Consider the following 26,320-nt stretch of genomic DNA (forward strand, 5'->3'; position numbering starts at 1 on the left):
CTTGCCTCCGGGGACGGTCAGGGGTTGCCGGTGGCCATCGGTGTGGTGCCGACGGTGATGACGTTTCCCTCGCTGATGTAGCCGAGCGGGTCGTTGAGTGGGTTGGTCGCGTCGTCGGGGTCCAGGAAGGCCTGCCAGTCGCCGTCGAGGGCGGCGTCGGTGGCCTGTTGGGCTATGCGGGCGCAGGCGAGGCCGTAGAAGCGGCGGACGGCCGGGTCCATTGGGGCGTAGTGCTCCATCACGAGGGTGCGCTGCCGAACCCCTTGGAGTCCCGCCTCGGTCAGCCATCGGTAGAGGTCGCGCGCCCGGAGGAGTTGGCGGGCGTATCCGGGGGTTCGTCCGGCCGCGCGGAAGAAGTCGGCGAAGAGGAAGGGGTCGGCGCCGGGGCGTGCCGTGATCAGGCTCGCGTCGAGGTCCTTGACGGCGACGACCCCGCCCGGGCGGACGACTCGGCGGAACTCCCGTAGCGCGCGGAGCAGTTCGCCGTCGTTCAGGTACTGGGTGGTGTTCGCGCACCAGACGGCGTCGAACGTCCCGTCCTCGTAGGGGAGGTCGAGGATGTCGCCCTGTTGGACAGCGGTGGGTGGGGTGGAGGGGCGGTCGCGCATCCGGTCCGCGGCCCGGGAGGCGTTCTCCTCGGCCAGGTCGATGGCCGACAGCCGGCCGGTGGGTCCGACGCGGTCGGCCAGCAGAGGGAGGAAGGAACCGCTGCCGCAGCCCGCGTCCAGTACGTGCCAGCCCGCTTCGATGCGCGCCTCGTCCAGGGCCTGGCGGTAGTACGGAGCGCAGGCCGCGAAGTGTGCCTCGACGATGTCGTTGCGGGTGAAGCCCAGGCCGGTGGAGGAGGCGTAGCCCCAGGACTCGTGGTCGTCGCTCAGCATGCGTCCGCTCCGTTCCGCTCCGCCGCACCGACGGTGTCGAGCAGCTCCACGAGGGCGTCCGTGGTGCGCTGCGGTGCCTCCACCGGCGGCAGGTGGCCGGCTCGGGGGACGGTGACGAGTCGTCCCTGGGGCAGCGTCGAGGTCAGGTGCCGTGCCTCGTGGAGGGAGACGAGCTCGTCCTCCTCGCCGGCGACGACCAGGGCGGGTACGTCGGTCGTCCGCAGGTCGTCCATGGCGCCCGGGCGGGCCGCGATGGCGCGCTGCGCCCAGGCGACGGCTTCCGGGGCCGCGGCCGCGGCCAGGGACACCACCCGTGCGACCGTGTCCGGCGCTTCGGCGCGGGTGGTGGCCCCGAGCAGCATCGGCGTGGTGCGGGCGACGAGTTGATCGCGCAGGGAGTCGTCGAGGATCCGCTCGGCGAATCCCCTCCGCTCGGCGGCGGCCTTCGCGGTGTCCGCGGTGCCCCTGGTGGACAGCAGGCCCAGGCCGAGGACGCGGGCGCGGTGGCGGCGCAGGAAGGCCATCGCCACATAGCCGCCCATGGAGGCGCCGACCACGACGGCGCGGGTCATTCCCCGCCGGTCCATCCGGCGGGCGAGGTCGTCGGCCACCAGGTCGAGCGAGGGCGGGTCCGTGCCCAGGGGGGTGCCGCCGAAGCCGCGCTGGTCGTAGGTGAGCACGGGGTGCCCGCGTGCGCGGAGCCGGCGCGCCTGGGTGTCCCACATCGAGGAGTCGAGGGGGAGGGCGTGCAGGAGGACGACGGGGGGCCGGTTCGTAGGGGTCATGGTCGGGTGCTCCGTTCGGCATCGGTGACGAATTGCCTTACAAGGAGAGGCAGTTGGGTGTTGCGGCGCCAGGCCAGGGACACGGGGGCCGGGGGCAGGTCGTGGAGCGGGACGGCGCGGATGTGCGGGGGGAGGATGTCCTTGAGCGAGTGGAACGACAGGTGCACGGTGGTCGAGCGGGCGAGGAGGTCCACCATCTCCGCAACGGTGGTCATGGGGTGGACTCGGTGGACCGGGCGGCCGCCGGGGGTGCGGGGCGGTACGACCTGGTCCCAGACGTACGGGGGGAAGTCACCCGGGCAGCTGAAGGTGTCGTAGTCGGCGGCCTCCTCGACCGAAACGGTCGCGCGGGTCGCCAGGGGGTGGTGGGCGCCGAGGATCAGGGCCCGGTCGTCGAAGAGCACGGGCTCGCTGAAGGCGAGGTCTGGTTCGTGCAGCGGGTATTTGACGATCAGGACGTCCATCTCGTCGGCGCGCAGGGGGCCGAACGGGTCGGCCACGTCGTAGGGGACGAACTCCACGTGCCGCCGGTCGTGGCCCGCGGCGGCGACCAGTTCGGCGGCCAGCCGCGGTGAGCCGTGCACGCCGAGGCGGACGGGGCGGACGGGGTGCTTCGCGGCACCGCCGGTGGTGGGGTCAGTGGGCGGGGGCAAGGTGGGTCTCCTCGGTCAGGCCGGCGTAGGCCTGGAGCTCGTCCGGACGGTGGGTGTCGGTGTCGATCCGCAGGGCCGCGAACGGCTCGCCCACGCCGGTCAGCCGCGGGACCGCCCGTACGGTCAGCCGGTCCCCGCCGGCGATCAGACCGTCCATGACCGCCTCGGCGAGCAGATGGTTGAGCTGGACGAGCACCGTGGCGACGGTGGCCTTGGCGGTGGCGACGTACGCGGCGCGGTGGATCGGCGCCCGGCCGGCCGGGGCGATGGCGGGGATTTCGACGGTCGTCGGCTGCCAGGAGGTCAGCGGCTGGGGGCCGTTGAACGTCTTGAGCAGCCGGCGGAGTGTGGCCGTTGCCGCGTCCGGGGCGGGACGGGTCCAGGCGACCGCACCGTCGTCGCCGATGTGGCCGAAGGCGAAGCGTTGTCGGAGGTTGTCCGGGCGGCCGGACAGGTAGACGGTGCGGGTGAACGAGCGCCGCCAGGCGGCGATCTCGTCCGCCGGCAGGCCGAGCGCGAAGCGGCAGGTCTCCCGCACCCAGTTGTGCAGGTCGAAGCGGCTGACGACGCAGACGACCAGGGCCCCGTCGGTACCGTCCGGCCCGTCCAGAGCGGCGATCCGGCCCTTCGCCGCGCGCAGGGCCCGCGGGCTGGACAGGTCCAGGCGCCCGGAGAGCTCGGGCCGGGCCGTGCGCAGGCGCTGCGCGGCCATGTCGAGCAGGAGTTCGGGGGAGAGGGTCACAGGAACACCGTGGAGAGGAGTGCGCGGTCGGGGGCGGGGCGCTTCTTGCCGAGCAGGGACGAGGTCAGCCGGTAGGGGTCGACATAGGTGTGGTCGCGGCGGTGGCGGGCTAGGGCGGCCGGCACGTCGGGTGGGCCGTCGCTCCGCTCGCCCGCCGCCGACCGGTCGAGCAGCCGCTCGGCACGCAGCAGGCACTGCCGCAGGAGGTCGTGCCGGAACGACTGCGCCTGCCCCGGCCCCAGGGTCGCGATGAAGTACAGCCGCAGGCCCAGGCGGCGTACCGCGGGCTCGTGGTCGTCGCCCATGGCGCGCAGCAGCGCCTGCACCGTGTAGGCGTGCCAGCCGCCGTGCCGGGCCGAGGCGATCTTCCCGTCGAGGGGGACCCGGCCGACCGGCACCCGGTGGACGGTCCGGCCCGGCCCGGCGAGCACCCGCTGCAACAACTGGTAGTCGGGGTCGAGTTCGCGGTCGTAGAGCAGGACGACCTCGTCGTACCGGGGGACCAGCGGAAGCAGTTCGCGCAGTGCGCAGGCCAGGTAGTTGGGGCGTCCGTCGGGGGAGACGATCTGGCGCAGCGGCAGGCCGAACCGGGTCGCGTCGAGGTAGACGGGGCCGCCGCAGTCCCGCTGGTCCAGCCCGGTGCCCGCCGAGACCAGCCGGCCGATCATCTCGTCGAGCCCGAGGCCGGGCGGCTGGTGTCGCTCCAGCCCCGGGTCGTGCAGCCCGAGCCGGGCGTAGTGGCCGGCCCACAGGCGCAGGATGCGCGCACTGGCGGGGTGCACCCAGCCGCCGCTCTCGACGGCCTCCTCGTAGGGGCGCAGGTCCTCGGCGGGGGGACGGCGGGCCTCCACCCGGTAGCGGACGTAGAGCTCCCCGATCTCCTCCTCGGTGAGCGCCGTGTAGTCGGTGTCGCCGCCCGTGCGGTCCAGGAACTCCCAGAAGCCCAGGGTCTGTTCGGTGGGGTGGTAGGTGGTGTGGCTGTAGCGGTAGGTCACGTCGGCCAGCTGCGCGGTGGCCCGGAACATCACATCGGTCCACAGCAGCCCCTTGAGGTGGCTGGGGGTGAGCGGCTTGGCGGGGGTGACGGTGATCGGCGCCAGGAGCACGGTCGGACGGCGGGTCACCGCTGTGCTCCTCGGCCGGTGGCCATGGCGTCCAGCAGTTCCTCCCGGGTCGGCGGCAGCGGTCCGGTCCGTCCGTCGAGGGGGCGGGCCCGGCGCACCCGTGCCCGGAAGTCGGGGTCGTCGAAGACCTCGGCGGGGGTGGCGAGGGTCATCAGCATGCGGGTGAGACCGCGCCACACGGTGAGGTCCGAGGCGGCCGCGGTCGCGATCGTCGCCATGGACGGCCGGGCGGTGGTGTCGGCGGTGCCCTGCGGAGGCGGTGGCGTCCCGTCGGCCGCCGCCCGCCACAGCCCGATACGTGCCAGGCCGTCCCGGGCCGCCTGTGCGTACCAGGGGCCGAACAGCTCCTCGGCGAGGTGCGCGGCCCGCTCGCTCTGTGCCGCGCCGACGGCCGGCCGGGAGTCCAGCAGGTCCGCCAGCGCGAAGGCGTGGGCGAAGGCGAGGGAGACGCCGCGTCCGTAGAGCGGGTCGGTGACACAGGCGGCGTCCGCGACCGGGAACAGCCCGGCCACCGGCCGCTGCCGGGCGGTTGCGGTGCCGCGCAGGATGTTCGGTGCGAAGGTGATGGCGCGCACGGGCGTGAGCGGTACGGCGACGCCGTCGGCCAACCAGGGCCCCAGGTACGGGGACAGCCGGGCAGCGGCGGTGAAGGCCTCGGGTGAGGGGAGCCCCCGCGTCGCCGGATCGCCGGTGAGCAGTCCCAGCGAGATGGCGAACACCTCGCCGTCGGCGGGGTGCAGCACGGCGGCGTAGTGGCCGTGGATACCGCCGGCCGCGTTGCCCCGGTTCAGCGGTCCGGGCCGTCCGGAGCCGGTCAGCCGGTAGAAGCGGGTGACGGCGCGTACCGCCGTCGGGCTGGTGAGGTCCTCGGCCAGGGGGACGCCGGCCGCGTCGAGCCAGGACCGGGACGCGGCCTTGCGACCGGAGGCGTCGACGACCACCCGGGCGGGGATGTGCGCGCCCCGGTCGGTGACCACACCGGCGACCGCGCGCCCGGAGGGAGCCAGGAGGAGAGCGCGCACCGCGGTTCCGTAGACGATCTCGATGCCGGGGGTGTCGCGCACCGCGCGGTGCAGCACCAGCTCCAGTACGGGGCGACGCATGGCGAGCGCGACCAGCTGATCGTCGGCCGGCTCCCGGACGCGACCCGGTGCCGTGCGGGGCGCGGCGGCCGTGAGATCGAGCGTATGGCCGCCCTCCTCCCGTAAGGCGTCGAGCAGGCCCGGCAGGCGCTCGGCCAGCACCCGCATGCCGAGGGAGGTCAGGACCTGGGAGTGGGCGCTCTGCGGCACGGTGGGCCGCTGCCAGGCCTCGGCGGCCTTGGCGGCCGGTCCTTCCGGCGGCGGGCCGGACCGCTCCAGGAGCCGTACGCGGTAGCCGCGCTCGCGCAGTGCCAGTGCCGTGGCGAGGCCGGCGATACCGGCCCCCGCTATGAGCACGGCGGACGTGGTCAACGCCGCCGCCCGTGGACGAAGAACACCCGGCGGACGTCCTTGACGTCCCGTTCGGGCACCGGGTCCGGCCATCGGCCGAAGTCCGCCTCGGGCTCTCCCGGTTGTACCGCGCGGACCTCGTACCCGTAGCGGTCGAAGAGCGCCTCGGGCTCGTCGCTGCCGAAGAGCCAGGGGCAGCCCCACCCCGCGAAGACGTTCAGCAGCCCCTGCATATGGGGCAGGGTGAGGGCCGCCTCGTTGACGATGTCGGCGGCGATACGGCTGCCGGGAGCGGTGACGGCGGCGACCCGCTTCAGCATGCGGTGCGTGTCCGGCTCGGGAATGTAGTAGAGCAGCCCCTCCAGCAGCCAGGTGGACGGCAGGGCCGGGTCGTAGCCGGCCGCGACAAGGCGGCTCTCCCAGTCCTCGGCGGTGAGGTCGACGGCGACGGTACGGTGGTCGACCCGTGGCGCGACGCCCCGGAGCCGTTCCTCCTTGAACGCCAGCACGGCCGGCCGGTCGACCTCGAAGTAGCGGAGGTGGTCGGGCCACGGCAGCCGGTAGGCCCGGGAGTCCATACCGGCCGGGGCCAGCACGATCTGGGTCATCTCCGGTTCCCGCGCGGCCCTTTGGAGGAAGTCGTCGAAGAACCGGGTGCGGATCGCGTTGTAGTCGGGGGTGCTGGGAAGGGTGCGCGGCCGGTCGGGCGGAAAGGTCGCGGCCCGGACCTCGGCGAGCAGTCCTTCGCCCGCCTCGCCCACGAGCCGGGCGGCGTAGGGGTCCTCATACAGCCGGTCCGCGCGGCGAGTCTCCGCGGCGCGCAGGGCCGCGGTGAGCAGAGCGGTGCGCTCGACGGCGTTCAGCAGGTCACTCATGCCGGTTCTCCCCGTCCGTCGTGGTGTGGGTCAGTCGCTGCCAGAGGGCGTCGTCCTGCCGGAACATCCGGTCCTTGACCTGGGTCGGGCGGATGCCGCCGGCGACGGCCGTGTGCCAGTCGCGGTGGAAGGCGTCGCGGTCGAGGTGGCGCAGCACGGGGGCGTCGAGCCGGCCGTCGGCCCGCGCCCGCCCGTAGTCCGCGGACTCCGCCGTGAGGCCCTGGTCGAGCAGGGCGGCGAAGCGCCCGTCCTCCGCCGCGCTCCAGGGCGTGGTGGCGGCCAGTGCGAAGGTGTAGCGCACCGCCGCGCCGGCCGACGGCTCCACCCGGCAGGCGACATTGCGCAGTCGCAGGCCGGTGGCCCTCAGCGCGCGGTGCAGCGCACGGACGACCTGGGCGTCGCGCAGCCGCTCCCCGGCCGCGTCGGAGCGGGTGTTGCGGCCGGCGTACTCCAGACGCGGCACACCGCCCACCCGGTCGACGACGCGCACCACGTCACCGCCCGCGTAGCGGTACAGACCGCCGACGTGACTGAAGACCACGTGGTAGTCGCGGCCCGCTTCGAGTTCGTGCGGCAGCAGGGTCTCGGTGCCGGGCAGCAGGTCGTCGTCGGCGGGCACGAACTCGTAGACCGACGCGGACACCACCAGGCTCCCCGCCGAGCCGTGCCGGTCCAGCGCGACGCCCGAGGGCCCCTCCGACGCGGCCACCGGCGCCGGCAGTGCGGTGACGCCGGCCCCGAACTCCTCCCGCAGCGCGGGCATGTAGAGCGACGCCACACCGGTCGTCCAGCAGAACAGCGCGCGCAGCCGCGGCCACACCTGGGCCGGACGCACCACGCCGAAGTAGTCCGCCAGCCGCTCCAGTTCGCGGGCGCGCTCCGGGTCGGGAGCCCGGTGCGGCACGCCGCCCAGGGTGCCGTCGCGCACCTCCCGCACGATCCGGGGCCACCACAGGTTCAGCTGGTACGGGACGGCGGCGATCATCGCCGGGTTGATGCCGATCAGGCAGCGCAGATCGCTCTGCACCGCGAGCCGGAGCCGCAGATACGTCTTCTGGAGGTGGTCGTCGGGAGCGACGTCCACCGGCAGGGTCGCCCAGGGCGCCCCGGTGCCGGGTTCGGCCGAGAGCGGTTCGCCGAACATCTCGCCGAAGTCCACCTGGCTGGCGCCCACATGCGGCCGCCCGTCCGCCGTGGTGGGCGGGGCCGACAGCGGGTCGTGCTTGAGGTTGAGCACGGCGTCCGGCCGGCTCAGCACCTCCGGGAAGTGCTCCAGCAGCGGTGCCCAGGCCGCGTAGTAGAACGGGAAGAAGGTCGTGCGCATGAAGCGCCGGGTGACCGGGATCTTCTTGTGCGCTCCGGTGCTGCCGCTGCTGGTGAAGTACACGACGGCCGGGTCCGCCGACAGTACATTGGCCTCGCCCGCCGCCATGCGGTCGATGTAGGGCGCGTGCGCGGAGTAGTCCTGGAGGGGAACGGCCCTGCGGAACTCGTCGATCGTCCGTATGCCGGCGAACCCGTGGTGCTTCCCGAACTCCGTGTCGGCGTTGAAGTCCAACAGGTCCGCAAGGACCCGCTGTTGCTCCTGTCGCATATCGGCGAGCGACGCCGTCAGGCGGTCACGCTCCTGGAACACCCGCGCCCGGTACCGTTCGGTGTGGCCCGGGGTGTCCCATGATCCAGCCGTGTTCACCGGGACAGCACCTCCAGCACCTGCTGCGCGGTCCCCGCCACGCTGTCCTGCTCGTCGAGCATCTCCACCGGCAACTGCCGCACCTCTTCCAGCATCAGTTTCCGAAGCTGCTTCTGGTAGCTCTCGAAGCCGCCCCACTCGGGGCGCTTTCCGAAGTACTCCAGGGGGTTGAGCCGCGCCCCGTTCGCGCTGCGCCGCCACGCGGACTCCGGCGCGACATCCAGATAGAGGACTCCGCGCGGCTGCGGGAAGGACCGCCACCATGAGAACAGCGGACCGGCCCGCACGCCGGCCAGCCGGCACTTCGCCAGGATCTTGTAGTAGTAGGAGTCCATCAGGAGCGGGGTGCCGGGGTCCTGGGCCGCCATCTGGTCCCTGAGATGCACCACGGCGGTCTGCATCAGACTTGCCAGGAAGTCCGCCGAGTACGCTCCGCCCAGTTCGGGCAGCACGTCCTCGACCACATTGCGGCGCAACTGGGTGATCAGCGCGTACCTTTCGGCGGTGAGTTCCTTGTCCGTGGACAGGGTCCGCCACGCCGGCTGCCGCTTCGCGACCTCCGCCAGGACCGACGACTTCCCGGCACCGTCCGGCCCCAGCAGAACGAAGAACTGGCGATCCGTCATGACGGCCTACCTCTCCGCCAGGGCCTTGAGGCGGGCACGGTCGACCTTGCCGTTGCCGTTGAGCGGCAGTCTCGGCAGCAGCACGCAGCGGCGCGGGACCTTGAACGGCTCGATCTGCTCCCGCATCCGCTCCAGCACCTCCTCCTTGGTCAGATCGGTGACGGCGGCGAGCACTGAGGGATGGCCGTCCTCCGGTGGCACCACGGCGGCGGCGGTGACCTCCGGGATGCGCAGGGCGGCGGCCTCCACCTCGGTGCAGCTGACCCGGAACCCCCGCTCCTTGTACAGGTCGTCGCGGCGGCCGGAGAAGTAGAGGTAGCCGTCCGCGTCGAGGTGCCCGTAGTCGCCGGTACGCAGTTCGGGGAAGAGCCCCTCGCGCCGCCAGAAGCGCTCGGCGGTCAGTTCCGGGCGGCGCCAGTAGCCGGCCATGACGTGCGGGCCGCGGACGGCGATCTGCCCGATGTCGCCCGGCGGGAGTTCGGCGCCCTGGTCGTCGAGGATGACGATCTCCGTGCCGCGCAGCGCCCGGCCGCAGGAGCCGGGCCGTTTCAGATCGCCGTCCGGCTCCATGATCGCCGCGCGTTTGCACTCGGTCAGCCCGTACATGACCTGGATACGCAGCGCGGGCAGGTGCTCGCGCAGATCGGCCATGGTGCGGGCGGGCAGGTCCGCGCCGGTGTTCGTCAGCAGCCGCAGCCTGGGCAGTGGTGTACCCGGGGCCCGTTTGGCCAGCCACGCGAGGGTGCCGGAGACGGAGGGGACGCCCGCCAGCACCGTGGCGCCGCTGCGCTGGAGGCCGCGCAGCAGCGGCGGGCCGGCCTCGGCGGTGGTCGCCAACCGCAGCGCCGCGCCGCTGAGGGTGGCCAGGAAGAGCTGGTAGAGCCCGTAGTCGAAGGACAGCGGCAGCGGGCAGTAGACGATGTCGTCGGAGCGCAGCTGCAGTTCGGCCTGGATGGCCCGCATCGCGAACAGCATCTGCTGGTGCGTGCTCACCACGGCCTTCGGCAGCGAGGTGGTACCGGAGGTGTAGATCAGGCAGGCCGGGTCGGTGGTGAGGGTGCCCGGGTCCGGTATGCCGTCGGGGGTGTCTGCGGACCGCAGCTCCGCCGCGCGCAGGCACAACACCCCCCGCTCGTAAGCCGTTTGCTCCGCCGCCTCGTCGTCGGTGACCAGAAGCGCGGCCTCGGCGTCGTCGAGGACGTGGATCAGCGGCGCGCCGCGTACGTCCTCGTGGAGCACGCTGAAGACCGCGCCCAGGCGGGAGGCGGCGTACACCGCGGCGGCCACCGCATGGCCGTCCGCGGCGGAGACCAGGACCCGAGAGCCCCGCCGCACGCCGTGGGCGCGCAGGACGCTCGCGGCCGAGGCGCTGGCCGCGGCGAGTTCCCGGTAGGTGAGGGTGGTCTCCTGCCAGACGACGGCGGGTGCGTCGGGGTGGCTTCGGGCGGCGGCGTCGAGGATGTCGTGGAGGTGGACCGGTGCGGGGGTCGGTGCCGGTGTCATCGCTGCTCCTTCCGGGACGACGCCGCACCCATCGGCACGACGGTGGTGGCGGTGGCCCGGCAGACGAGTTGGGGCGCCGCGAGCACCTGGGCGGCGCTGGGCCGGTCGGCTCCGCCGGCGGCTATCACCCGGTGCGCCTCCAGGGCGACGACGCGGCGCAGTCGGGTCCGCCGGACCAGGCGCGCGCTCGCCTCCAGGTAGTCGCCCGGGTGGACGGGGGCGGTGAAGCGGACGTCGGAGTACTCCGACAGCAGCCCCTCGTCGCCGTCCGTCCGCACGGTGATCTCGGTGAGCAGATCACCGAACAGCTGCATGATCCGGGCGCCGTCGATCAGGCCGCCCCCGTAGTGGGCGTCGTGCTGGGCCATGCGCACCCGGAGGAACGCGGTGACGGGGGCTTCTTCGGCGGACGTCCCGGCCGGGGGGACCTCGGGTGTCGTGGACTGCGGTGACATGCCCTCTTCCTTTGGCGGGTGGGGGACGGCCCGGTGGGTCGCGGGGGGTGGGGGAGGCGGATGCTGCGTCGCCACGGCGGTGGCCACGACGAGTTCGTCCTTGTGGGCGATGGAGACCCTCATTTCCTGGAGGCGGAGCCGGGTGGCGACCCGCGCGGCCGCACCGGACAGGTGGGCCGAGGGCGCCCCGTCCGCGGAGCGCCGTACGGTGACGTGGTGGGGGCGTACTCCGGATCCGAAGCCGACGCCCAGCGCCTTCACCACCGCTTCCTTGGCCGCGAACCGGCCGGCGAGGAACTCCCGGGCCCGGGAGGGGCCGCAGAGCGCCGCATGGTCGAGCTCCTCCGCGGCGAAGGCGTAGGCCCGGAACCAGGGGCGTCGCAGCAGCCGGTCGAGTTCCCCGATCCGCAGTACGTCGACGCCGGTCAGCACGGTGCCGCACCGTCCCCGGCGGGGCCGTCCGGTCCGGTGCCGCGGCCCAGCACGGTGCACGACCAGGTGAATCCGCCCCCGCCGGTGAGGAGCAGCGCCACCTCCCCGGCGGCGATGAGCGCTTCGCGCTGCACCACCGCGAGGTTGGCGAGGAGGTCGCCGCTGCCGAGGTGGCCGGTGTGGGCGCCCGGCCGGTGCACGGTGGCGTGCGGCAACCGCCGCTCCAGGACCGGCAGATAGGTGCGTTCCAGGGTCGCCGGGCCGAGCCGGGGGAGCAGCACATGCCGCACCCGGCGGTCGTCCGGCGCCAGGCCCGCCTGTGCGAGGGCGGAGGTGATCAGGCCGCCGATGGCGCCCGGCGCCAGTTCGGCGAACCGGGCCATACCGCCCGCCGCGGCGAACGCCTTCTTCGTCCGCCGGACGTCGACCGGGCGGCTGTGCTCCAAAGGCGCCGGGCTGAACGGGTCGTCCCCGCGGTACATGCCCTCCATGTCGGGGGCGGCGCGGACGGTCTGGGCCAGCAGTCGCAGGCCGCGGCCGGAGCGGGAGAGCACGGCGGCCGTGGCGCCGTCCCCGTAGGCGACGTGCGAGTCGCTGGTCCAGCGGTCGAAGCCGGGCCGTTGGAAGCGGTCGCCGGTGGTCACCAGCGCGGCCCTGGCCGACGGGTCGGCGCACAGATGCAGGGCGGCCTCGTGCAGGGCCATGGCGCCGCCGTGGCACATCTGCGCGATGCCGACCGGTACCGCGTTGACCGCGCCCACCCCGTCGGCCACGTAGTGGGCCGGTGACCAGAAGTCGTGCCCCTGGTGGTAGGTCCAGCTGTGGAACAGCACATCGACGTCCGCGGGTGCCACCCCGGCCTGCCGCAGGGCGCGCCGTCCGGCCAGTACGGCCATCTCGGGTGCCGCGTGCTCGACGGCGACCGGCACCTCCACCACACCGGACTGCGCCGACTCCGCCGGAGTCAGCACGCCGTCGGACACCTGGGCCGCGGCGGACTGCCGGGTGGTGGGCAGCCAGCAGACGGCCGCATCGATCGTCACGTTCTCGCCGAACCGCATGAGTGGGCTCCTGTGCTCCGGTCGTTCCGCGGAGGGTTTCGCCATTCGGGGATTCGCTGCGTCACTTACGTCACTACAGACCCGGCAGGCCCATCGGTGGATACACCCCCGGCCGCACGTTCCGGTGCGCGGTGACTTCGGGCCCGCGGTCTGCCGTTTCTCCCGCGGCGGTTTCCGGATGTATCCGGGTGACCGCCCGGCGGCTCTGTGTCAGAGGAAAGCCGCTCGCCGGGCCCTTTCGGCCCGCCGCAATCACGGGAAAGGACCATCGAATGGCGCGCACTGCTGCCGAAGTGTGGAAGATCTGGTTGGAAATGTGGAACGAGGACCCAAGGGCCGCACTCAAGATTGTGGGCGACGACTTCCGCGTCCATCTGCCCTCCAAAGCGGCGGTCTTCGACACCTCCGGTATTCGTGACGGAGTGGCGCTGGCCGAATGGGTGGCCGGATTCCGGTCCAAGTTCGCGAGCCTGCGCTACGAGACGGACTTCGGTCCCATACAGGACGGCGAACTGGCCGTCTGGCGCTGGTACGGGACCGCGGAGTGCGTCGGCCGCACGGGCTGGCCCTCCGACGTGCCCGGCGGGACCATCCACTGGTCCGGGGTGGACATCCTGCGGATCGTCGACGGTCAGGTCACCGAGGCGTGGACACAGGGCGTGGAGACCGACGAGGTGCCCGGCACCTCTGCGCACCGGGAGCAGCGGTGAACGCACGCGATACCGCACGCCCGGCGGCGGCCGCCGACCTCTGGGAGCAGTGGCTGGGCATCTGGAACGGCCACTACGACAACGCCGCGCGCATCGTCGCCGACGAGGTGACCCTGCACCTGCCGCGCTACGGGATGCCGGACCCCGCCGGCATCCCGGACCGGGAGCGGCTCGTCGCCTGGATCGACGCCTTCCGGTCCTCGTACGACCGGGCCCGGTTCCGCACCGTGCTGGGGCCGTTCGCCGACGACGGCCACCTCATCGGCCGCTGGCGGTTCACCGGCGACTGGCGATCGGGACGTCCCGAGGGCGCGACGGCCGCGCCCGGCACCACCGTGGAGCAGCAGGGGGTCGACATCCTGCGCCTCGACGCGGCGGGACGTATCGCCGAGTACTGGCTCTCCGACGATCTGCTGGACGTCTATGTGCGGCTCGGGGCACCGCTGCCGACGCACCGGACGGCGCCGGCCGAGTGAGGGCACCGGCCGCGAAGGACAACCGCACATGCGCTGAGGAGGGAACCATGCCGGACAACCGGCGCCCCGTCGCCCTGGTCACCGGTGGTACGCGCGGCATCGGCCGGGCGGTCGCCCGCCGGCTCGCCGCGGACGGATACGACATCGCCTACTGCGGGCGCGGCGAATCCGCCGGCAGGACCGCGGAGTTGCTCACCGAACACGGTGCCGCGCACTTCTACCAGGCCTGCGACGTGGCGGACGGCGACGAGGTCGGGCGCTTCGTGAAGCGGGTCGCGCGGGAACTGGGCCCGATCGACGTGCTGGTGAACTCGGCCGGCGTCGTCCGGGACCGGAACCTGGTCATGATGCCGTTCGAGGACTGGACCGACGTCATCGACACGAACCTGACCGGCACTTTCCATTTCTGCCGGGCGGTGGGATTCCAGATGGTGCGCCGCCGCACGGGGGCGATCGTCAATATGTCGTCGGTGTCCGGAGTGCACGGCCACGCCGGACAGGCCAATTACGCGGCGTCGAAAGGCGGCGTCAACGCCCTCAGCCGTTCGCTCGCCAAGGAGTTGGCCCGGTACGGCGTACGGGTCAATGCCGTGGCGCCCGGATTCATCGAGAGCGATATGACCGACGAACTCACCGAGCAGGCGAAGGAACGCGCGCTGGCCGGCATTCCGATGGCGCGATTCGGAACGACCGAGGAGGTCGCCGACCTGACCGCGTTCCTGGTGTCGGACCGGGCCGCCTACATCACGGGGCAGGTCCTGCAGATTGACGGCGGCATAAGTTTGTGAGGGCACCGGATCCCGGCACGCCGGAGAAGTCCGATGACGCGGACGCCTACGGATGCCCCGACGAAGCGTGCGAGCCGGCGGACGAGGTGCCGGAGTACCTGGTCGAGTGCGTCGCGAACTGGCCGATATCCGGCCGGTAGCCGGCGCCCGGCCCCCGCTCGGCACCTCCGCCCGCCGCCCCGCACCACGAGAGCGGGCCGCGCCTTCGGCCACTCCCGCACACGGCGGTGGGTGGCCGAAGGCGCGGCCCGGTAGCCGGCTGACGGCCTGCGGTGCGCCTGTGTCCGAGGCGGGGCCGGTTCACCCCGTACCGGACTCCGCGGACGCGGCGGCCAGCTGCTTGGTCAGCCGCTGCAGCGCCCGCGCCCGCAGCGGGCCGACCGAGCCGCGGGCCACCCCCAGCCGGCGGCTCACCTCGTCGTAGCTGCACTCCTCGTCGGCGCTGAGCATGCCCAGCAGCGCCTGGTCCCGGGCCGAGAGCCGGCCGAGGGCGTCGAGCACCTCGTCCCGGCGCTCGTTGGACAGCACCGCGCTCTCCGGGCCGGAGTCCGGGGCGGTGGGCCGGTCGAAGACCTCCGGCCCACCCACCGGCACATATCGCAGCGCGCGTTCACGCTGCTTGAGGCTCTCGCGCTTGGCGCAGGTGGTGAGCCAGGCGGCGAAGCGCTCGGGCGACTGCAGGGTGTGCAGCCCCTGGTAGGCGCGCAGCCAGGTCTGCTGGAAGACCTCCTCGCAGTCCGTCCTGCTCACCCGGTGCGAGCGGGCGACCGCCCACACCAGGGGCGAGAAGCGTCGCACCAGCGCCACCCAGGCCGTCTGACTCCCCTCGCGGCAGGACTCGATGAGGTCGGCGGTGGCGAGAGTGGTGGCATCGGACCGCTCCGTCAGCGACGGTGACATGGAATGTCCTTTCACAAGAGGTGGTGAATCGCTGGGAGAGCGGAGCCGCCGCCCGAAGTGCCGTGTCGTGTCGGGGCGTTGCCTCACCTGGGATCGGTGCGGACCGCACAGTCCGCGGGCCCGCGCACCACGAGGCAGCCGACCGAGCCGTCGTGGCCCAGCGCGGTGATCAGCGCCGCCTCGCCGGGGTGGGCGCCGCGCTGCCGCCAGGTCTCCACCAGCGCGGCGAGCTGGAGGGGGACCGTCGCGCTGAAGGTCTCGCCCACCGCCTGCCGGACGTCCACGGCCGGCGGGAGGCCGGACGCCCCCAGCGCGGCCCGCAGGGCGCGCAGTTCGAGGCGGTCGGCGCCGACCTGCCCCGTCGCCCCCGGCGCCACGGACCGTACGTCGGCCGGCGCGACCGCGCTGCGCTCCAGGGCCCTGCGGATGCACCCGGCCAGGGCGGCGGTGAGCCGCCCGCGGGGTGCGAAGCCCACTTCCGCGGCGAGCACCCGGGCAAGGATCGGGCGGCCCCCGGCGCGGGCCCGCTCCTCCGGCTCGACGACCAGCGCGGCGGCGCCCTCCCCCAGCGGGAAGTCCGGCCGCAGCGCGCCGGAGCGCTGCCAGCCCCAGCCGCTCTGCGCGCTGAGTTCCTCCGCACCGGCCACCAGCAGGCATGCGGCCTGCCCCTGCCGGACGGCGTTGCGCGCATAGCGCAGCGCCTGGATGCCGGCGAGCGCGCCGCCGGCGACGGTGGCGTTCACGCCGTGCAGTCCGTTGCGGATGGCGACCTGGCCGGCGGCGCAGTTCATCACGGTGTTGGGGAAGAGGCTGGGGTTGACGAGGTAGGGGCGGTCGGCCTGGAGGGTCCGCAGCGAGTACTCGCCGGAGCTGCGCACCGAACCGGTCGCCGTGCCCATCACCACGCCCGCACCCGGGCTGACCGTCCCGGGGTACGACGCCAGCGCCATATCGCACGCCACCAGGGCGAGTCGGGTCGTACGGTCCAGGTTGCGCAGGCCCTTGCGGCCGAGCAGCTCCTCGTACGCCAGTGGGGGGACGGCCCGCACGGGCCGCGGCGGCAGGGTCTCCCCGCCGAAGTCCGGCAGATCCTCGGCGGCCGCCGGGCCGGCGCTGACGGTCCCGTCGAGGACGGCGGTCAGCGCCGCGCTGCCGACTCCCGCCGGGGACAGAGCCGCGGCGGAGGTCACAGCCAGTGTGGTCGGTGCCGGGGCGAGGTCGTCGGCGGACAGCGGCGGTCGGGCGGTGTCGGTGCTCATGCGGCCTTCCCCAGGATGACGATGGCGTTGTTGCCGCCGAAGGCGAAGCCGTGGTTCTGGACCACCTGAGGTGCGGCCGGCCGGGCCGTGCCCGGCACCGGGTCGAGGCCGGGGCCCAGCTCCGGGTCCACTCGTTCGACGTTGGCCGTCGGCGGCAGGAAGCCGTCGTACAGGGCCCGGCAGCAGATCAGCGCCCCGAAGCCGCTGGCCGCCCCCATGGTGTGGCCGATCATCGACTTGATCGAGCTGATCGGCGGCAGGTCGGCCTTGAACACCTCGCGCACCGCGGCGACTTCGGTGGCGTCGTTGGTACGGGTGCCGGTGCCGTGGGCGCAGATGTAGTCGATCTGCCCGGGGGCGACACCGGCGTTCTGGTGGGCCTGGCGGATGCAGCGGGCGATGGTGGCGGCGTTGGGGTGCACCATGTGGTCGGCGTCGCAGTTGAGGCCGTAGCCGAGGACCTCGGCGTAGATCCGGGCGCCGCGTGCGACCGCTCGTTCGTACGGCTCCACCAGGAGGGCGACGCCGCCCTCGGCGGTGAGGATGCCGGCCCGTTCGGCGTCGAAGGGGCGGCAGACCTCCTCGGCGAGCGCGCCGAGCCGGTAGAACCCGGCGTGCGCCCAGCGGTTCACCGAGTCCGCGCCACCGGCGAACATGAAGTCGGCCTCGCCCTGCGCGACCATGTCGCAGGCGTAGCCGAGCGCGTAGTTGCTCGCCGAGCAGGCCGTGGCGAGCGTCAACGCCTCGCCCTCCAGGCCGAGTTCGGTGTTGACGGCGGCGGCGATCCGGCCCGCCGGAACGGCCTGGACCACGGCGGGGGTCAGGGACTTCAGCCCGTCGTCGTGCCACTCGCCGACCAGCTGGTCGACGGCGGCCGACTCGCCACTGGTGGTGCCCATGACGGAGCCCGCCCGGGCGCGGGCCAGGTCCTCGGGGCCGAGGCCCGCGTCGAGCGCCGCCAGCCGGGCCGCGGAGGCGGCGAACTGGCCGCTGCGGCCCCACCGTTCGGGATCGATCCGGGACAGCCACTCCCGCGGCCGGAAGTCGGTGACCTCGCCGGCGTTGCGGTGGGGGAAGCCTCCGGCGTCGAAACCGGTGATCGGGCCGGTGGTGCACCGGCCGGCCCGGATGGCCGCGGTGAAGTCGTCGGCGCCGATACCGGCACTGCTCACGGCCCCCAGCCCGGTGATCACCACGCGCCGGCCCGGCCGGGTCGCGGTCCGGCTCACTGATCCGCACCCTTTTGGTTGCGGGCGAAGACGTCCCGTACCCCGGTGAGGTTGACCATCTCCGGGAGCTGGTCCTGCGGGATCTCGACGTCCAGGTCCTGTTCGATTCGCGCGAGGATCTCGATGGCCAGCAGGGAGTCGGCCTCGTGGTCGTTGACGAAGTGGCTGGTCTCCGTCAGCTCCTCGGGCTCCAGCTCCAGTACGTCGATGACGATCTCGCGCAGCTGCCGGGCCTGCTCTTCGGTCACGGTGGGGTGCGACGTGGTCATGGGTTGCTCCTCGGGGTTCGGGGGGTTCGGCGGGTTCACGCGCTGCGGTGCCGCAGGTTCACGGCGGCGGCCCGGCCGAGGGCCGTGGGGCTGAGGAAGCGCGCCGGGCCGATCAGCCGGGAGGCGAACAGGTGCATATGGCGGGCCATCGACTCGTCCCGGGCGGCGGCGGAGAACATCAGCCGCTCGAAGGGGTTGAAGGGGCGGGCCTTGGCGTAGTCGGCGGCGAGGAACTGGTGGCCGCGCAACTGCCGCCGGTGGCGCCGGCGGTAGGTGTCGAGCGCCAGGTCCATGGCCTCCCGGCTGCCCGAGACGGCGGCCGCGCGGGCGGCGGTGGCGAGCCACTGCGCCGACTGGAGCGCCCAGCCGCAGCCGACCCCCCACAGCGGGTCGCCGGTGAGGGCCGCGTCGCCGATCAGGGCGAGACCGGGCGCGGTCACCTGCCGGCTGACCAGGGGATAGTTGGTGGTGCCGACGATCTTCGAGACGCGTTCGGCGGCACTCAGGTCGGGGGCCTCGGGCAGCCGCCCGACGAAGTCGAGGAAGCTGCCTTCGAGGTCCGCTCGGAAGGCGGGCAGCCGCTTCTTGTCGGGGATGATGGCGATGACGGTGATCCCGTCGTCGTTCGGCATCGCATAGGCGACATCCGGGTCGAGGAACCAGCAGTGCGACTCCTCGCGCGCCATCCGCACCCCGCGGAACTGTGCGAAGTAGCTGAACCGGTTGTTCTTGTGCGCCTGTTCGCGCACTCCGGCGAGCTTGGCGACGGCGGAGTCCTTGCCGTCCGCCCCCACTACGAGGCGCGCTCGGATCTCCTGCTCGCCCTCGGCGGAGGTGGTGCGCACGCCCGCGGCGCGGGAGCCGTCGCGCAGCAGAGCGGTGACGGTGTGCCCCGAGAGGAGGTCGACCCCGGGCTGGTCGGCGGCGTAGGAGCGCAGCAGCGGATCGAGCGTGCTGCGCCGCACGTTGTAGCCGTGTGCCAGGGGGACGCCGTCCCGGCCGGGGCGTGGTTCGATCCAGCCCCAACGGGTGTACCAGCGCGCCTGGTTGGCGATGGCGCCGGCCTCGCGCAGCAGCGGGGAGACGCCCAGGTCGTCGAGCACCTGGTAGGCGCACGGCTGGAGGTAGTGCGTGCACAGGACCTTGTGCGCCTCGGGGGAGGAGCGCCGTTCGATCAGCGCCACCCGTGCGCCGGCCCGGGCCAGGAGGACCGCGGCGGTGCACCCCGCGATGCTGGCACCGCTGATGGCTACGTCGTATTCCCTTACCTGTGGGGAGGTCACGCTGTCCTCATCTCCTCGGCTGAGTGGGGAAGTCGGAGCATCGGAAGGAAGTCGCTGATCTGCTCGGCCACCTGGGCCGGCTGCTGGGTCTGGCAGAAGTGGCCCAGGTCCGGGGCCCGGTGGACGGTGATGTCGCGGGCCCGGCGGCGCAGCACTTCGAGGTCGCCGCCCGGCGCGGCGGTGTCGTCCGGTCCGCCGACCACGAGCAGCGGCGCCGTGATCCGTTCCACGGGCAGGTCGGGCAGCCGGGCCAGCTCCAGGTAGAACTGCAGGAAGCCCTCCGGCTCGACCCGCTCCAGCACCTTGTCGGCCATGATGCGCAGCAGCTCGCCGTTCACCGTGCGGCCCCGGGTGTGGAGTTGGACCTTCAGGCCCTCGGTGATGGTGTGCCGGAAACGGGTTCTGGCCTCGGCGAAGAACTCGGGGGTCAGCGACCGGTCGCCGACCCGCCACACGGGCGCCACCAAGGCGGCCGGGACGTCGCGGTAGGGGTGTGCGGGGCGGCGGGCGAGCAGCTGGAGCAGGGCGCAGGCGCCGAAGGAGTGCGCGACGACGAGGTCCGGGGGCCGGTCCAGGGCGTCGAACGCGCGCGACAGCCAGGTGGCGGCGTCCCCGTGGCGCGGCCAGGTGTGCGCGGAGCCGGCCCGCCAGGGCAGCGAGAGCGCGGACGCCCGTACCGTCCGTGGAAGGTGCTCCAGCAGCGGCTGCCAGCTGTCCCAGCCCTCCTCGAAGCCGTGGACGAGCACCACATGGGGCGCCGGGGCCGCCCCGGCGTCCGGGTCCTCCCGCCGTTCCCACACGGCCAGTTCCGTGCCGTCGGCGTGGACGGTGCGCTCCTGCCGCCATCGGGCGGCGGTCACCGCGCGGTGCCTCACGACGAGCGGAGCGCGGCCCGCAGCAACGCACCGCGAGTTCTCTGCGAGGCGGCTACCGCAGGGCGGCGTAACGGACCAGGCGCGGACTGCCGCGCGCTTTCCACAGCAATTTGGCAAAGCATTCTGCATCTGGAATACATAGCCCCCACAAAACCCTTCCCCGTATGCGGTCAACCCGAATAACCGAGGCCCCGCGCCGCGGGGGAGGCGAGCGCATGTGGATACGTGGAAACACGTCCGTGAGTTCGCAGAATGAATCCCCCGAGGCGAATGCAGCTTCACAAGGCGGCGCTGCACTGTCAATGTGACGAAACCCATAGTTCAGGTTGCTGCCATCCGATGGCCCAGGGGGTTTTACCGGGGTTCGAGGTCACCGCGGGCGGCGCCGGGACCGCCCGGCGCCAGCGGCCCCGGAGCCCCGCCCGCCGGAAAGAATCGGCTCTCCAGGTGTATCCAAAGGCACTTGCGAATGCCCTGTAGGGATGCAGGCTCTTCCCTCACCGATTTTCTCGCGAAGCGCTCTGGGCGCCAAAGGAAGGCCACGGCATCCGCTGTTCCGATCGTTTCACGATCACCTACCGCAGAGTAACGACGAGTTCGCGAGGAGCCCGCAATTGACTTCGAAGTCGCACATCGCCTTCACGAATATCGGATTGCACGGCCATGTGCTCCCGACGCTGCCCGTCGCCCGTGAACTCGTCGCCCGGGGTCACCGGGTGAGCTACGCGGTGCCGGAGCGGTTCGCCCCCCTGGTCGAGGCGACCGGGGCCCGCCCGGTCCCCTACCGCTCGGCCTGGCGCGCCGACGACGACGCGACGAAGTCGCTGACCGGCTTCACCGCGATCGTCTCCGCGATGCTGGACGAGGCCGAGTCCGCGCTGCCCCAGCTCTCCCGGGCCTTCGACGCCGACCGCCCGGACGCCGTCGTCTACGACGTGTTCGCGTACGGCGCCCGCGTCCTCGGCCTGCGCTGGGGCGTCCCCACTCTCAACTTCTGGCCGTTCGCCGTCCCTTACGAGGGCAAGGACAACGGCATCGCGGCGGTCTACCGCGGCCTGCTCGACGACCCGGCCGCCCACCGCCTGCGGGACCGCTTCTCCCGGTGGCTGGCCGGCAACGGCGTCGACATGACGGTGGCGGACTTCGGGCTCGTTCCCGAGCAGGGCATCGCCTCGATCACCCGGACCCTGCAACCGCACGCGGACAAGGTCGACGAACCCCGCTTCTCCTTCGTCGGACCGTGCTTCGGGCCGCGCGGCGACACCGCCGCCTGGGCCCCGCCCGCCGCCGGGCGCACCGTGCTCGTCTCCCTCGGCTCGACGTTCACCAACCGGCCGGACATCTACCGGCGACTGGTGGCCGCGTTCGCCGGCTCCGACTGGCATGTCGTGCTCCAGACCGGCAAGTTCGTCGCCGCCGAGGCGCTCGGCCCGCTCCCGGACAACGTGGAAGTCCACGAGTGGCTGCCCCAGCTCGACGTCCTCGCCCACACCGACGCCTTCGTCACCCACGCCGGGATGGGCGGCACCGTCGAAGCACTCAGCCACGGGGTGCCGATGCTCACCCTCCCGCAGGGCGCCGACCAGTTCTTCATCTCCGACCGGCTCGTCGAACTCGGCGTCGCCAGGCGCCTGCACGAGGACGAGCTGACCGGGGGCACCGTCCGCACGGCCCTGGAGGAGCTGCTCGCCCGCCCCGGACTCACCACCCGGCTGGACCGGCTGCGCGAGGAGATCCGCGCCTCCGGCGGCGCATCCGCCGCGGCCGACCTCGTCGAGCACCGCCTGCGCCGAGGGCCGCGGCACCCGCAGACCTGACCTCGCCCGGCCACACCTGGCCCTCTCCTGACGAACGGGGAAGACGTGACACTCAACATCGCGATCATCGGTGCCGCGGGATTCGTCGGCACGAACCTCGCACTCGCCGCCGAACAGCGCGGACACCGCCTGACTCTGCTCGACGTCAGCGACCGCCTGGGGCGCCTGGAGGCCTCCGGTCTCCTGGAGCGCGCCGACTGCCACTTCCTGGACCTGGCGCAGCCGGGCGCCCGGATACCCGACTGCGACGTCATGATCAGCCTCGCGGCCCTGCCGCAGGTGGACTTCTCGCTCCACCACCCGGAGCGCACCTTCACCAACAACATCGGCATCATGTCCGCCGTCCTGGAAGCGGCCCGGCTGCGCCGGATCCCGCTGCTCTTCGCCTCCTCCATCGAGGTGTACGGAGGCAACGACGGCGACCTGCTGACCGAGTCCAGCGAACTGCAGCCGCTGTCCCCCTACGCCGCCTCGAAGATCGCCTGCGAGAGCCTCACCGAGTCCTACCAGCACGTCTACGACACCGTGTCGACGACCGTGCGGCTGACCAACCTCTACGGACCGTGGCAGGCCCCGGACCGCATCATCCCCCGCATCACCGCCCAGGCGCTGCTCGGCATCGAGTCGGAGGCCGTCACCGGCCGCCTGCGGGACTTCCTCGCCGTCCAGGACGCCGTGGGCGTGCTGCTCGACCTCGCCGAGAACGGGCCCTGGGGCGAGACGTTCAACCTCGCCGCCGGCCGCCACACCCCGCTGGAGGAGGCCGCGGAGGCGGTGATCGGCACCGCCGGCCGCGGCTCGTTCGTGACCCGGGACGTGCCCCAGGCCGACGGCCGCGGCAGCTCCCTGGTGGCCACCTCCGCCCACCTGACCGAGGTCACCGGGTGGAAGCCCACCACGGACCTGTGGGACGGAGTGGGCCTGACGACGGACTGGTACCGCGACCACCGCGCCTGGTGGGCGCCCTTCGAGGCCCAGGTCCGCGCCGACCGGAGCGGCCCGGAGTTCCTCCTCGACCACGCCTTCCCGTTCTGGGCCAACTGACGAGGACACCACACATGACGGACTCCCTCGTCACACTGGAAGACATCGCCGCGCACGCACCCGAGCGCACGGTGACGGTGCGGGACCTGGCGGAACCCCTCGGGCTCAACCCGTCGAAGGTGCGACTGTTCACCACCATGCAGGGGCTCAAGGAGCTGCGCCAGGACCCCGAGGTCGACCTCTTCCAACTGGTGCTGCCCGCGGCCCGCCGGATCCTCGACGCCCTGCCGTCGAAGGAACGCGTGAAGTACCTGCTCTTCGGCCACGCCACCCAGCAGATCGCCCCGCACGGCATCTGCCCCGCGCGGGTCCTGCGCAAGGAACTCGGGCTGGACCACGCCGTCGCCTTCGCCGTCACCCAGCAGAACTGCGCGACCGGCATGGCCGCCATCGACATCGCCGGAGAGCTGCTCCGGTCGGACGGCGACCCGGACGCCAGGGCCCTGGTGGTCACCGGCGAGAAGTCCTTCACCCCCGGTGTCCAACTCGTCCCGGACACCGCGCTGATGGGGGAGGCGGCGGCGGCCTGCCTGGTGGCCGTCGACGGCCCCGGCGACCCCGTGCGCTCGTATGTCACGCGGACGCTGGGCGCGTACGCCAACGGTGTCCGCCTCGGCAAGGAGAAGGCAGCCGAGCTGGGACAGATCTACCCCGACCGGTTCGCGGACGTGATGCGCAAGGCCGTCGCCGACGCCGGCCTGACGCTGGACGACATCGACCTGCTGATCCCGCACAACGTCAACATGATGTCCTGGCGCCAGACGATCAAGGCGATGGGCTTCCCCCGGGAGCGGACCTACCTCGACAACATCCCCCGCTTCAGCCACTGCTTCGCCTCCGACGTCCTGCTGAACTACACCACCCTCAAGGCCGAGGGGCGCCTGGTGCCCGGCCGCCACTACCTCATGGCCTCCGTCGGCGTCGGCACGACCTTCGCCGCCATGGTCTTCACCCACCGGGGGAGCTGACCGATGGCGGACACATCAGCAACGGTGCAGGGCCTCGCCGTCACCGACCTCGCCGAGGAGTTCGGCACCCCCTTCTTCCTCTACGACGCGGACCGCCTCGAACGCGACTACCGGGAGGTGCGCCGGCTGCTCCACCCCGGCGCGGACCTGTTCTTCTCCCTCAAGGCCAACCCGAACGTCAGCGTGTGCGCCGTGCTCGGCGCGCTGGGCTCCGGCGCCGAGGTCTCCTCGCTGGCGGAACTCAGGACCGCGCTGTGGGCCGGCATCGCGCCGCAGGACGTCATCTTCCTGGGGCCCGGCAAGACCCCGCGCGAGATCGAGGCCTGTGTACGCACCGATCTGCGTGCCGTCGTCTGCGAGTCGCCGGCGGAGCTGAGGCGGCTGGAGCGGGCGGCACGGGACGCGGGCCGCACCGACGTGCCGGTGCTGCTGCGCATCAACCCGGACTTCACCACCAAGGGTTCGGGGCTCTCGATGGGCGGCAAGCCCCGCCAGTTCGGCATGGACGCAGGCCTGCTGCGCGAACAGCGGCACCGGCTGCACGAACTGCGGCACCTGCGGATACGCGGCTTCCACGCCTATATGGGGACCCGCTTCCTGCGGCACGAGGACATCGTCCACAACACCCGGGAGATCCTGCGGCTGGCGACGGAGCTCGCCGCCGAACTGGACCTGCCCTGCGAGCTCGTCGACATCGGCGGCGGGTTCGGGGTGGCCTACTTCGACAACGAGACGGACCTGGACCTGCCGGCCCTCGCGGCCGGTGTCGACGACGTCGTCGGCGACTTCCTCCAGGCGCACCCCGGCTCCCGGGTGATCTGCGAACTGGGCCGCTACCTCACCGCGCGGTGCGGCACCTACGTCAGCCGGGTCCTGGACGTCAAGGAGTCGATGGGCACCCGCTTCGCCGTCACGGACGGCGGCACCCACCACCACATGGCCGCCGTCGGCGTGGGCAGCTTCGTCAAACGCAACTTCCCCATGCGCGCGCTCACCCGGCCCGCCGGGGGCGAGCAGCCCTACACGGTCACCGGCCCGCTGTGCACACCGAACGACGTGCTCGGCAAGAACGTCCTGCTTCCCCCGCTCGAACCCGGCGACCTGATCGGGGTCGAGCGGTCCGGGGCCTACGGCCCCTCCGCCTCCCCCGGACTGTTCCTCAGCCACGGGTTCCCCGCCGAGGTCATGGTCCGTGCCGGCCGCGCCCATCTGGTGCGGGTCCGCGACACGGTGGAGGACCTGCTGAGCCGGCAACGGCTCATCCCCATGTGACCCCGGCCCGCCGGAGCAGCCCGGCCGACCGCCCGAGAAACCCCGCCCACCACCGAGAACGCAGGAGATGTGATGGACCGCCAGCAGATGGTCGGCACCATTCAGTCCGCCCTCAGCGGCGTCCTGGAGCGTGACGTGCCCGGAGTGTCGGAGGAGACGAGGTTCTTCGACGACCTCCACCTGGACTCCACGTCGATCCTGGAGTTGCTGATGGCCCTTGAGGAGGAGGTCGGCTTCACCGTCGACCCCGAGGAGATCGACATGGACGACTTCGTGTCCGTGGCGACCTTCATCGACTACCTGGAAAGGGTGCAGACCACGTGATGCCCGGCCTGGAAGGCGCCGCGGCCGTCCTCGACCCGCCGGCCCGGCAGTACGAGGAGAACCCGCACAGCCAGGCGTTCTACCGCGACCTGTTCGCCGCGTACGACCGGACCGCCGACCTGGAGCAGTTCGCCGCCGGACCGCAGCACACCCACCGGCAGCTGACCGACCTGCTGGCCGACCACCCGTCGCTGCGCGGACGCACCGCGGACCTCGTCATCGTCGCGCACGCGCTGCCCGACTCCCAGCCGTACGGGGTGACCGCCTCCTACGCGGGGCTGCTCTTCGGCGACGACTCGCACGGATTCGCCGTCTCCGAGCAGGGGCTGTCCGCACCCTTCACCGCGCTGCGCATCCTGACCGGCTTCTGGCGCAGCGGCCGCACCCGGCGGCCCGTCCTGCTGGTACTGGAGCAGACCACGCTTCCGGTGCGCGATCCCGCCGTGCACGGCGAGCGCCCGCTGGTGGACTCCGGCGCCCTGCTGGCCTTCGGCGGCGAAGGGCGCCTGGCGCTGCGGGACGCCAAGGACGTCCGCCTGGAGCTGACCCGCGAGGAGCTGACGGCCCGGCTCAACGCCCTGGTGGACCAGGACCCCCAGGGGACGCTGGTGGTGCTGGGCCCCTCGGCGGCCCGGCGCCTCGGCCCGGCCCTCCGCGGGCCGAACCGTCACGAGGCGGCGCCCGGCACCCACGCCACCGGCGTCTGGGTGGCGCTCGCCGACAACTGGGTCGACTGGCAGGCCCGTTACCGCCGGATCGCGCTGTGTGATCTCGAACTCACCACGGATCAGGGGTGCATGGCCGTCCTATACGGTGATCCCGATGCATCGGGGGGTTGAGGTA

28 protein-coding genes are annotated in these 26,320 nt (G+C 72.7%); 10 read left to right on the forward strand and 18 right to left on the reverse strand.

All coding sequences use genetic code 11. The features are described from left to right. Positions 1-17: 17 nt before the first annotated feature. From WAB15_RS32695 to WAB15_RS32750, 12 genes are read right to left on the reverse strand one after another with little or no spacing between them, the layout of a single operon-like run. Complete coding sequence (locus WAB15_RS32695) at positions 18-881, reverse strand: class I SAM-dependent methyltransferase (protein ID WP_407288447.1); 864 nt, start codon at positions 879-881, stop codon at positions 18-20. Next, positions 875-1,666 carry an alpha/beta fold hydrolase gene (locus WAB15_RS32700; RefSeq protein ID WP_407288448.1) on the reverse strand — a complete coding sequence of 264 codons (792 nt, stop codon included), beginning with the start codon at positions 1,664-1,666 and terminating at the stop codon, positions 875-877. Before WAB15_RS32700 ends, WAB15_RS32695 begins: the two co-directional genes overlap by 7 nt. Further along, positions 1,663-2,319: a LysR substrate-binding domain-containing protein gene (locus tag WAB15_RS32705; RefSeq protein WP_407288449.1), complete on the reverse strand. Its 657-nt coding sequence runs from the start codon at positions 2,317-2,319 to the stop codon at positions 1,663-1,665. The genes WAB15_RS32700 and WAB15_RS32705 overlap by 4 nt, the downstream gene beginning before the upstream one ends. Beyond that, the gene (locus WAB15_RS32710) at positions 2,303-3,061 is read right to left on the reverse strand and encodes a DUF6182 family protein (protein ID WP_407288450.1); all 759 of its coding nucleotides are present in this window, start codon (positions 3,059-3,061) and stop codon (positions 2,303-2,305) included. The genes WAB15_RS32705 and WAB15_RS32710 overlap by 17 nt, the downstream gene beginning before the upstream one ends. Further along, entirely contained in the window at positions 3,058-4,185 is a 1,128-nt protein-coding gene (locus WAB15_RS32715) for a hypothetical protein (RefSeq protein WP_407288451.1), read from the reverse strand. Before WAB15_RS32715 ends, WAB15_RS32710 begins: the two co-directional genes overlap by 4 nt. Continuing rightward, positions 4,182-5,639, reverse strand: coding sequence for an FAD-dependent oxidoreductase (locus WAB15_RS32720; protein WP_407288452.1), 1,458 nt, complete (start codon positions 5,637-5,639; stop codon positions 4,182-4,184). Before WAB15_RS32720 ends, WAB15_RS32715 begins: the two co-directional genes overlap by 4 nt. Continuing rightward, positions 5,636-6,493 (reverse strand): SAM-dependent methyltransferase, encoded by an 858-nt coding sequence (locus WAB15_RS32725; protein ID WP_399148882.1) that lies wholly within the window; start codon positions 6,491-6,493, stop codon positions 5,636-5,638. The genes WAB15_RS32720 and WAB15_RS32725 overlap by 4 nt, the downstream gene beginning before the upstream one ends. Continuing rightward, positions 6,486-8,186 carry a GH3 auxin-responsive promoter family protein gene (locus WAB15_RS32730; protein ID WP_407288453.1) on the reverse strand — a complete coding sequence of 567 codons (1,701 nt, stop codon included), beginning with the start codon at positions 8,184-8,186 and terminating at the stop codon, positions 6,486-6,488. Before WAB15_RS32730 ends, WAB15_RS32725 begins: the two co-directional genes overlap by 8 nt. Next, on the reverse strand, positions 8,183-8,812 hold the full coding sequence (locus tag WAB15_RS32735; protein WP_399148884.1) for a hypothetical protein: 630 nt from the start codon (positions 8,810-8,812) through the stop codon (positions 8,183-8,185). The genes WAB15_RS32730 and WAB15_RS32735 overlap by 4 nt, the downstream gene beginning before the upstream one ends. Before the next feature lie 6 nt (positions 8,813-8,818). Continuing rightward, a complete protein-coding gene (locus WAB15_RS32740) occupies positions 8,819-10,315 on the reverse strand; it encodes a class I adenylate-forming enzyme family protein (protein WP_407288454.1) in 1,497 nt (498 codons plus the stop codon). After that, the gene (locus WAB15_RS32745) at positions 10,312-11,202 is read right to left on the reverse strand and encodes a holo-ACP synthase (RefSeq protein ID WP_407288455.1); all 891 of its coding nucleotides are present in this window, start codon (positions 11,200-11,202) and stop codon (positions 10,312-10,314) included. Before WAB15_RS32745 ends, WAB15_RS32740 begins: the two co-directional genes overlap by 4 nt. After that, positions 11,196-12,263 (reverse strand): ketoacyl-ACP synthase III family protein, encoded by a 1,068-nt coding sequence (locus tag WAB15_RS32750; RefSeq protein ID WP_407288456.1) that lies wholly within the window; start codon positions 12,261-12,263, stop codon positions 11,196-11,198. The genes WAB15_RS32745 and WAB15_RS32750 overlap by 7 nt, the downstream gene beginning before the upstream one ends. A gap of 272 nt (positions 12,264-12,535) precedes the next feature. On the opposite strand from WAB15_RS32750, the gene WAB15_RS32755 reads away from it, so the two are divergent. The 4 genes from WAB15_RS32755 to WAB15_RS32770 are packed head-to-tail and all read left to right on the forward strand — an operon-like array spanning position 12,536 to position 14,377. Then, the gene (locus WAB15_RS32755) at positions 12,536-12,973 is read left to right on the forward strand and encodes a nuclear transport factor 2 family protein (protein ID WP_407288457.1); all 438 of its coding nucleotides are present in this window, start codon (positions 12,536-12,538) and stop codon (positions 12,971-12,973) included. Beyond that, a complete protein-coding gene (locus WAB15_RS32760) occupies positions 12,970-13,449 on the forward strand; it encodes a hypothetical protein (protein WP_407288458.1) in 480 nt (159 codons plus the stop codon). Before WAB15_RS32755 ends, WAB15_RS32760 begins: the two co-directional genes overlap by 4 nt. 47 nt (positions 13,450-13,496) lie before the next feature. Next, entirely contained in the window at positions 13,497-14,237 is a 741-nt protein-coding gene (fabG, locus tag WAB15_RS32765) for a 3-oxoacyl-[acyl-carrier-protein] reductase (RefSeq protein WP_399148890.1), read from the forward strand. Next, positions 14,234-14,377, forward strand: coding sequence for a hypothetical protein (locus WAB15_RS32770; protein WP_399148891.1), 144 nt, complete (start codon positions 14,234-14,236; stop codon positions 14,375-14,377). Before fabG ends, WAB15_RS32770 begins: the two co-directional genes overlap by 4 nt. Positions 14,378-14,537: 160 nt before the next feature. Here WAB15_RS32770 and WAB15_RS32775 read toward each other — a convergent pair whose 3' ends face one another. The 6 genes from WAB15_RS32775 to WAB15_RS32800 form a co-directional block, all read right to left on the reverse strand. Next, entirely contained in the window at positions 14,538-15,137 is a 600-nt protein-coding gene (locus WAB15_RS32775) for an RNA polymerase sigma factor (protein ID WP_399148892.1), read from the reverse strand. A gap of 83 nt (positions 15,138-15,220) precedes the next feature. Beyond that, positions 15,221-16,396 carry a beta-ketoacyl synthase N-terminal-like domain-containing protein gene (locus WAB15_RS32780; RefSeq protein ID WP_407288459.1) on the reverse strand — a complete coding sequence of 392 codons (1,176 nt, stop codon included), beginning with the start codon at positions 16,394-16,396 and terminating at the stop codon, positions 15,221-15,223. Next, on the reverse strand, positions 16,393-17,625 hold the full coding sequence (locus tag WAB15_RS32785) for a beta-ketoacyl-[acyl-carrier-protein] synthase family protein (protein ID WP_407288460.1): 1,233 nt from the start codon (positions 17,623-17,625) through the stop codon (positions 16,393-16,395). The genes WAB15_RS32780 and WAB15_RS32785 overlap by 4 nt, the downstream gene beginning before the upstream one ends. Then, positions 17,622-17,894, reverse strand: coding sequence for an acyl carrier protein (locus WAB15_RS32790; RefSeq protein ID WP_399148895.1), 273 nt, complete (start codon positions 17,892-17,894; stop codon positions 17,622-17,624). The genes WAB15_RS32785 and WAB15_RS32790 overlap by 4 nt, the downstream gene beginning before the upstream one ends. Positions 17,895-17,929: 35 nt before the next feature. After that, complete coding sequence (locus tag WAB15_RS32795) at positions 17,930-19,177, reverse strand: NAD(P)/FAD-dependent oxidoreductase (RefSeq protein ID WP_399148896.1); 1,248 nt, start codon at positions 19,175-19,177, stop codon at positions 17,930-17,932. Beyond that, a complete protein-coding gene (locus WAB15_RS32800) occupies positions 19,174-20,037 on the reverse strand; it encodes an alpha/beta fold hydrolase (RefSeq protein WP_399148897.1) in 864 nt (287 codons plus the stop codon). The genes WAB15_RS32795 and WAB15_RS32800 overlap by 4 nt, the downstream gene beginning before the upstream one ends. Before the next feature lie 629 nt (positions 20,038-20,666). Between WAB15_RS32800 and WAB15_RS32805 the strand changes: the two genes are divergently transcribed. From WAB15_RS32805 to WAB15_RS32830, 6 genes are all read left to right on the forward strand, one after another. Beyond that, the gene (locus tag WAB15_RS32805; protein WP_407288461.1) at positions 20,667-21,869 is read left to right on the forward strand and encodes a macrolide family glycosyltransferase; all 1,203 of its coding nucleotides are present in this window, start codon (positions 20,667-20,669) and stop codon (positions 21,867-21,869) included. Positions 21,870-21,914: 45 nt separating this feature from the next. Next, positions 21,915-22,913 (forward strand): NAD-dependent epimerase/dehydratase family protein, encoded by a 999-nt coding sequence (locus WAB15_RS32810; protein WP_407288462.1) that lies wholly within the window; start codon positions 21,915-21,917, stop codon positions 22,911-22,913. Positions 22,914-22,927: 14 nt separating this feature from the next. Beyond that, complete coding sequence (locus WAB15_RS32815; RefSeq protein WP_407288463.1) at positions 22,928-23,881, forward strand: 3-oxoacyl-ACP synthase III family protein; 954 nt, start codon at positions 22,928-22,930, stop codon at positions 23,879-23,881. A gap of 3 nt (positions 23,882-23,884) precedes the next feature. Next, entirely contained in the window at positions 23,885-25,153 is a 1,269-nt protein-coding gene (locus WAB15_RS32820) for a type III PLP-dependent enzyme (protein ID WP_407288464.1), read from the forward strand. Positions 25,154-25,225: 72 nt separating this feature from the next. After that, complete coding sequence (locus WAB15_RS32825) at positions 25,226-25,477, forward strand: acyl carrier protein (RefSeq protein WP_384436271.1); 252 nt, start codon at positions 25,226-25,228, stop codon at positions 25,475-25,477. After that, the gene (locus tag WAB15_RS32830; RefSeq protein WP_407288465.1) at positions 25,477-26,316 is read left to right on the forward strand and encodes a hypothetical protein; all 840 of its coding nucleotides are present in this window, start codon (positions 25,477-25,479) and stop codon (positions 26,314-26,316) included. Before WAB15_RS32825 ends, WAB15_RS32830 begins: the two co-directional genes overlap by 1 nt. Positions 26,317-26,320: the final 4 nt, after the last annotated feature.

Origin of the sequence: Streptomyces sirii, from assembly GCF_045690365.1 — a bacterium.
In the GTDB taxonomy this organism is placed as follows: domain Bacteria; phylum Actinomycetota; class Actinomycetes; order Streptomycetales; family Streptomycetaceae; genus Streptomyces; species Streptomyces sirii.

What these genes read in the sequence shown, in the direction of transcription:
- fabG (WP_399148890.1), top strand. Translation starts at nt 13,497, where the DNA reads ATGCCGGACAACCGGCGCCCCGTCGCCCTGGTCACCGGTGGTACGCGC.
- WAB15_RS32830 (WP_407288465.1), top strand. Translation starts at nt 25,477, where the DNA reads ATGCCCGGCCTGGAAGGCGCCGCGGCCGTCCTCGACCCGCCGGCCCGG.
- WAB15_RS32825 (WP_384436271.1), top strand. Translation starts at nt 25,226, where the DNA reads ATGGACCGCCAGCAGATGGTCGGCACCATTCAGTCCGCCCTCAGCGGC.
- WAB15_RS32780 (WP_407288459.1), bottom strand. Translation starts at nt 16,396, where the DNA reads ATGAGCACCGACACCGCCCGACCGCCGCTGTCCGCCGACGACCTCGCC.
- WAB15_RS32790 (WP_399148895.1), bottom strand. Translation starts at nt 17,894, where the DNA reads ATGACCACGTCGCACCCCACCGTGACCGAAGAGCAGGCCCGGCAGCTG.
- WAB15_RS32815 (WP_407288463.1), top strand. Translation starts at nt 22,928, where the DNA reads ATGACGGACTCCCTCGTCACACTGGAAGACATCGCCGCGCACGCACCC.
- WAB15_RS32750 (WP_407288456.1), bottom strand. Translation starts at nt 12,263, where the DNA reads ATGCGGTTCGGCGAGAACGTGACGATCGATGCGGCCGTCTGCTGGCTG.
- WAB15_RS32735 (WP_399148884.1), bottom strand. Translation starts at nt 8,812, where the DNA reads ATGACGGATCGCCAGTTCTTCGTTCTGCTGGGGCCGGACGGTGCCGGG.
- WAB15_RS32725 (WP_399148882.1), bottom strand. Translation starts at nt 6,493, where the DNA reads ATGAGTGACCTGCTGAACGCCGTCGAGCGCACCGCTCTGCTCACCGCG.
- WAB15_RS32775 (WP_399148892.1), bottom strand. Translation starts at nt 15,137, where the DNA reads ATGTCACCGTCGCTGACGGAGCGGTCCGATGCCACCACTCTCGCCACC.
- WAB15_RS32820 (WP_407288464.1), top strand. Translation starts at nt 23,885, where the DNA reads ATGGCGGACACATCAGCAACGGTGCAGGGCCTCGCCGTCACCGACCTC.
- WAB15_RS32695 (WP_407288447.1), bottom strand. Translation starts at nt 881, where the DNA reads ATGCTGAGCGACGACCACGAGTCCTGGGGCTACGCCTCCTCCACCGGC.
- WAB15_RS32740 (WP_407288454.1), bottom strand. Translation starts at nt 10,315, where the DNA reads ATGACACCGGCACCGACCCCCGCACCGGTCCACCTCCACGACATCCTC.
- WAB15_RS32755 (WP_407288457.1), top strand. Translation starts at nt 12,536, where the DNA reads ATGGCGCGCACTGCTGCCGAAGTGTGGAAGATCTGGTTGGAAATGTGG.
- WAB15_RS32700 (WP_407288448.1), bottom strand. Translation starts at nt 1,666, where the DNA reads ATGACCCCTACGAACCGGCCCCCCGTCGTCCTCCTGCACGCCCTCCCC.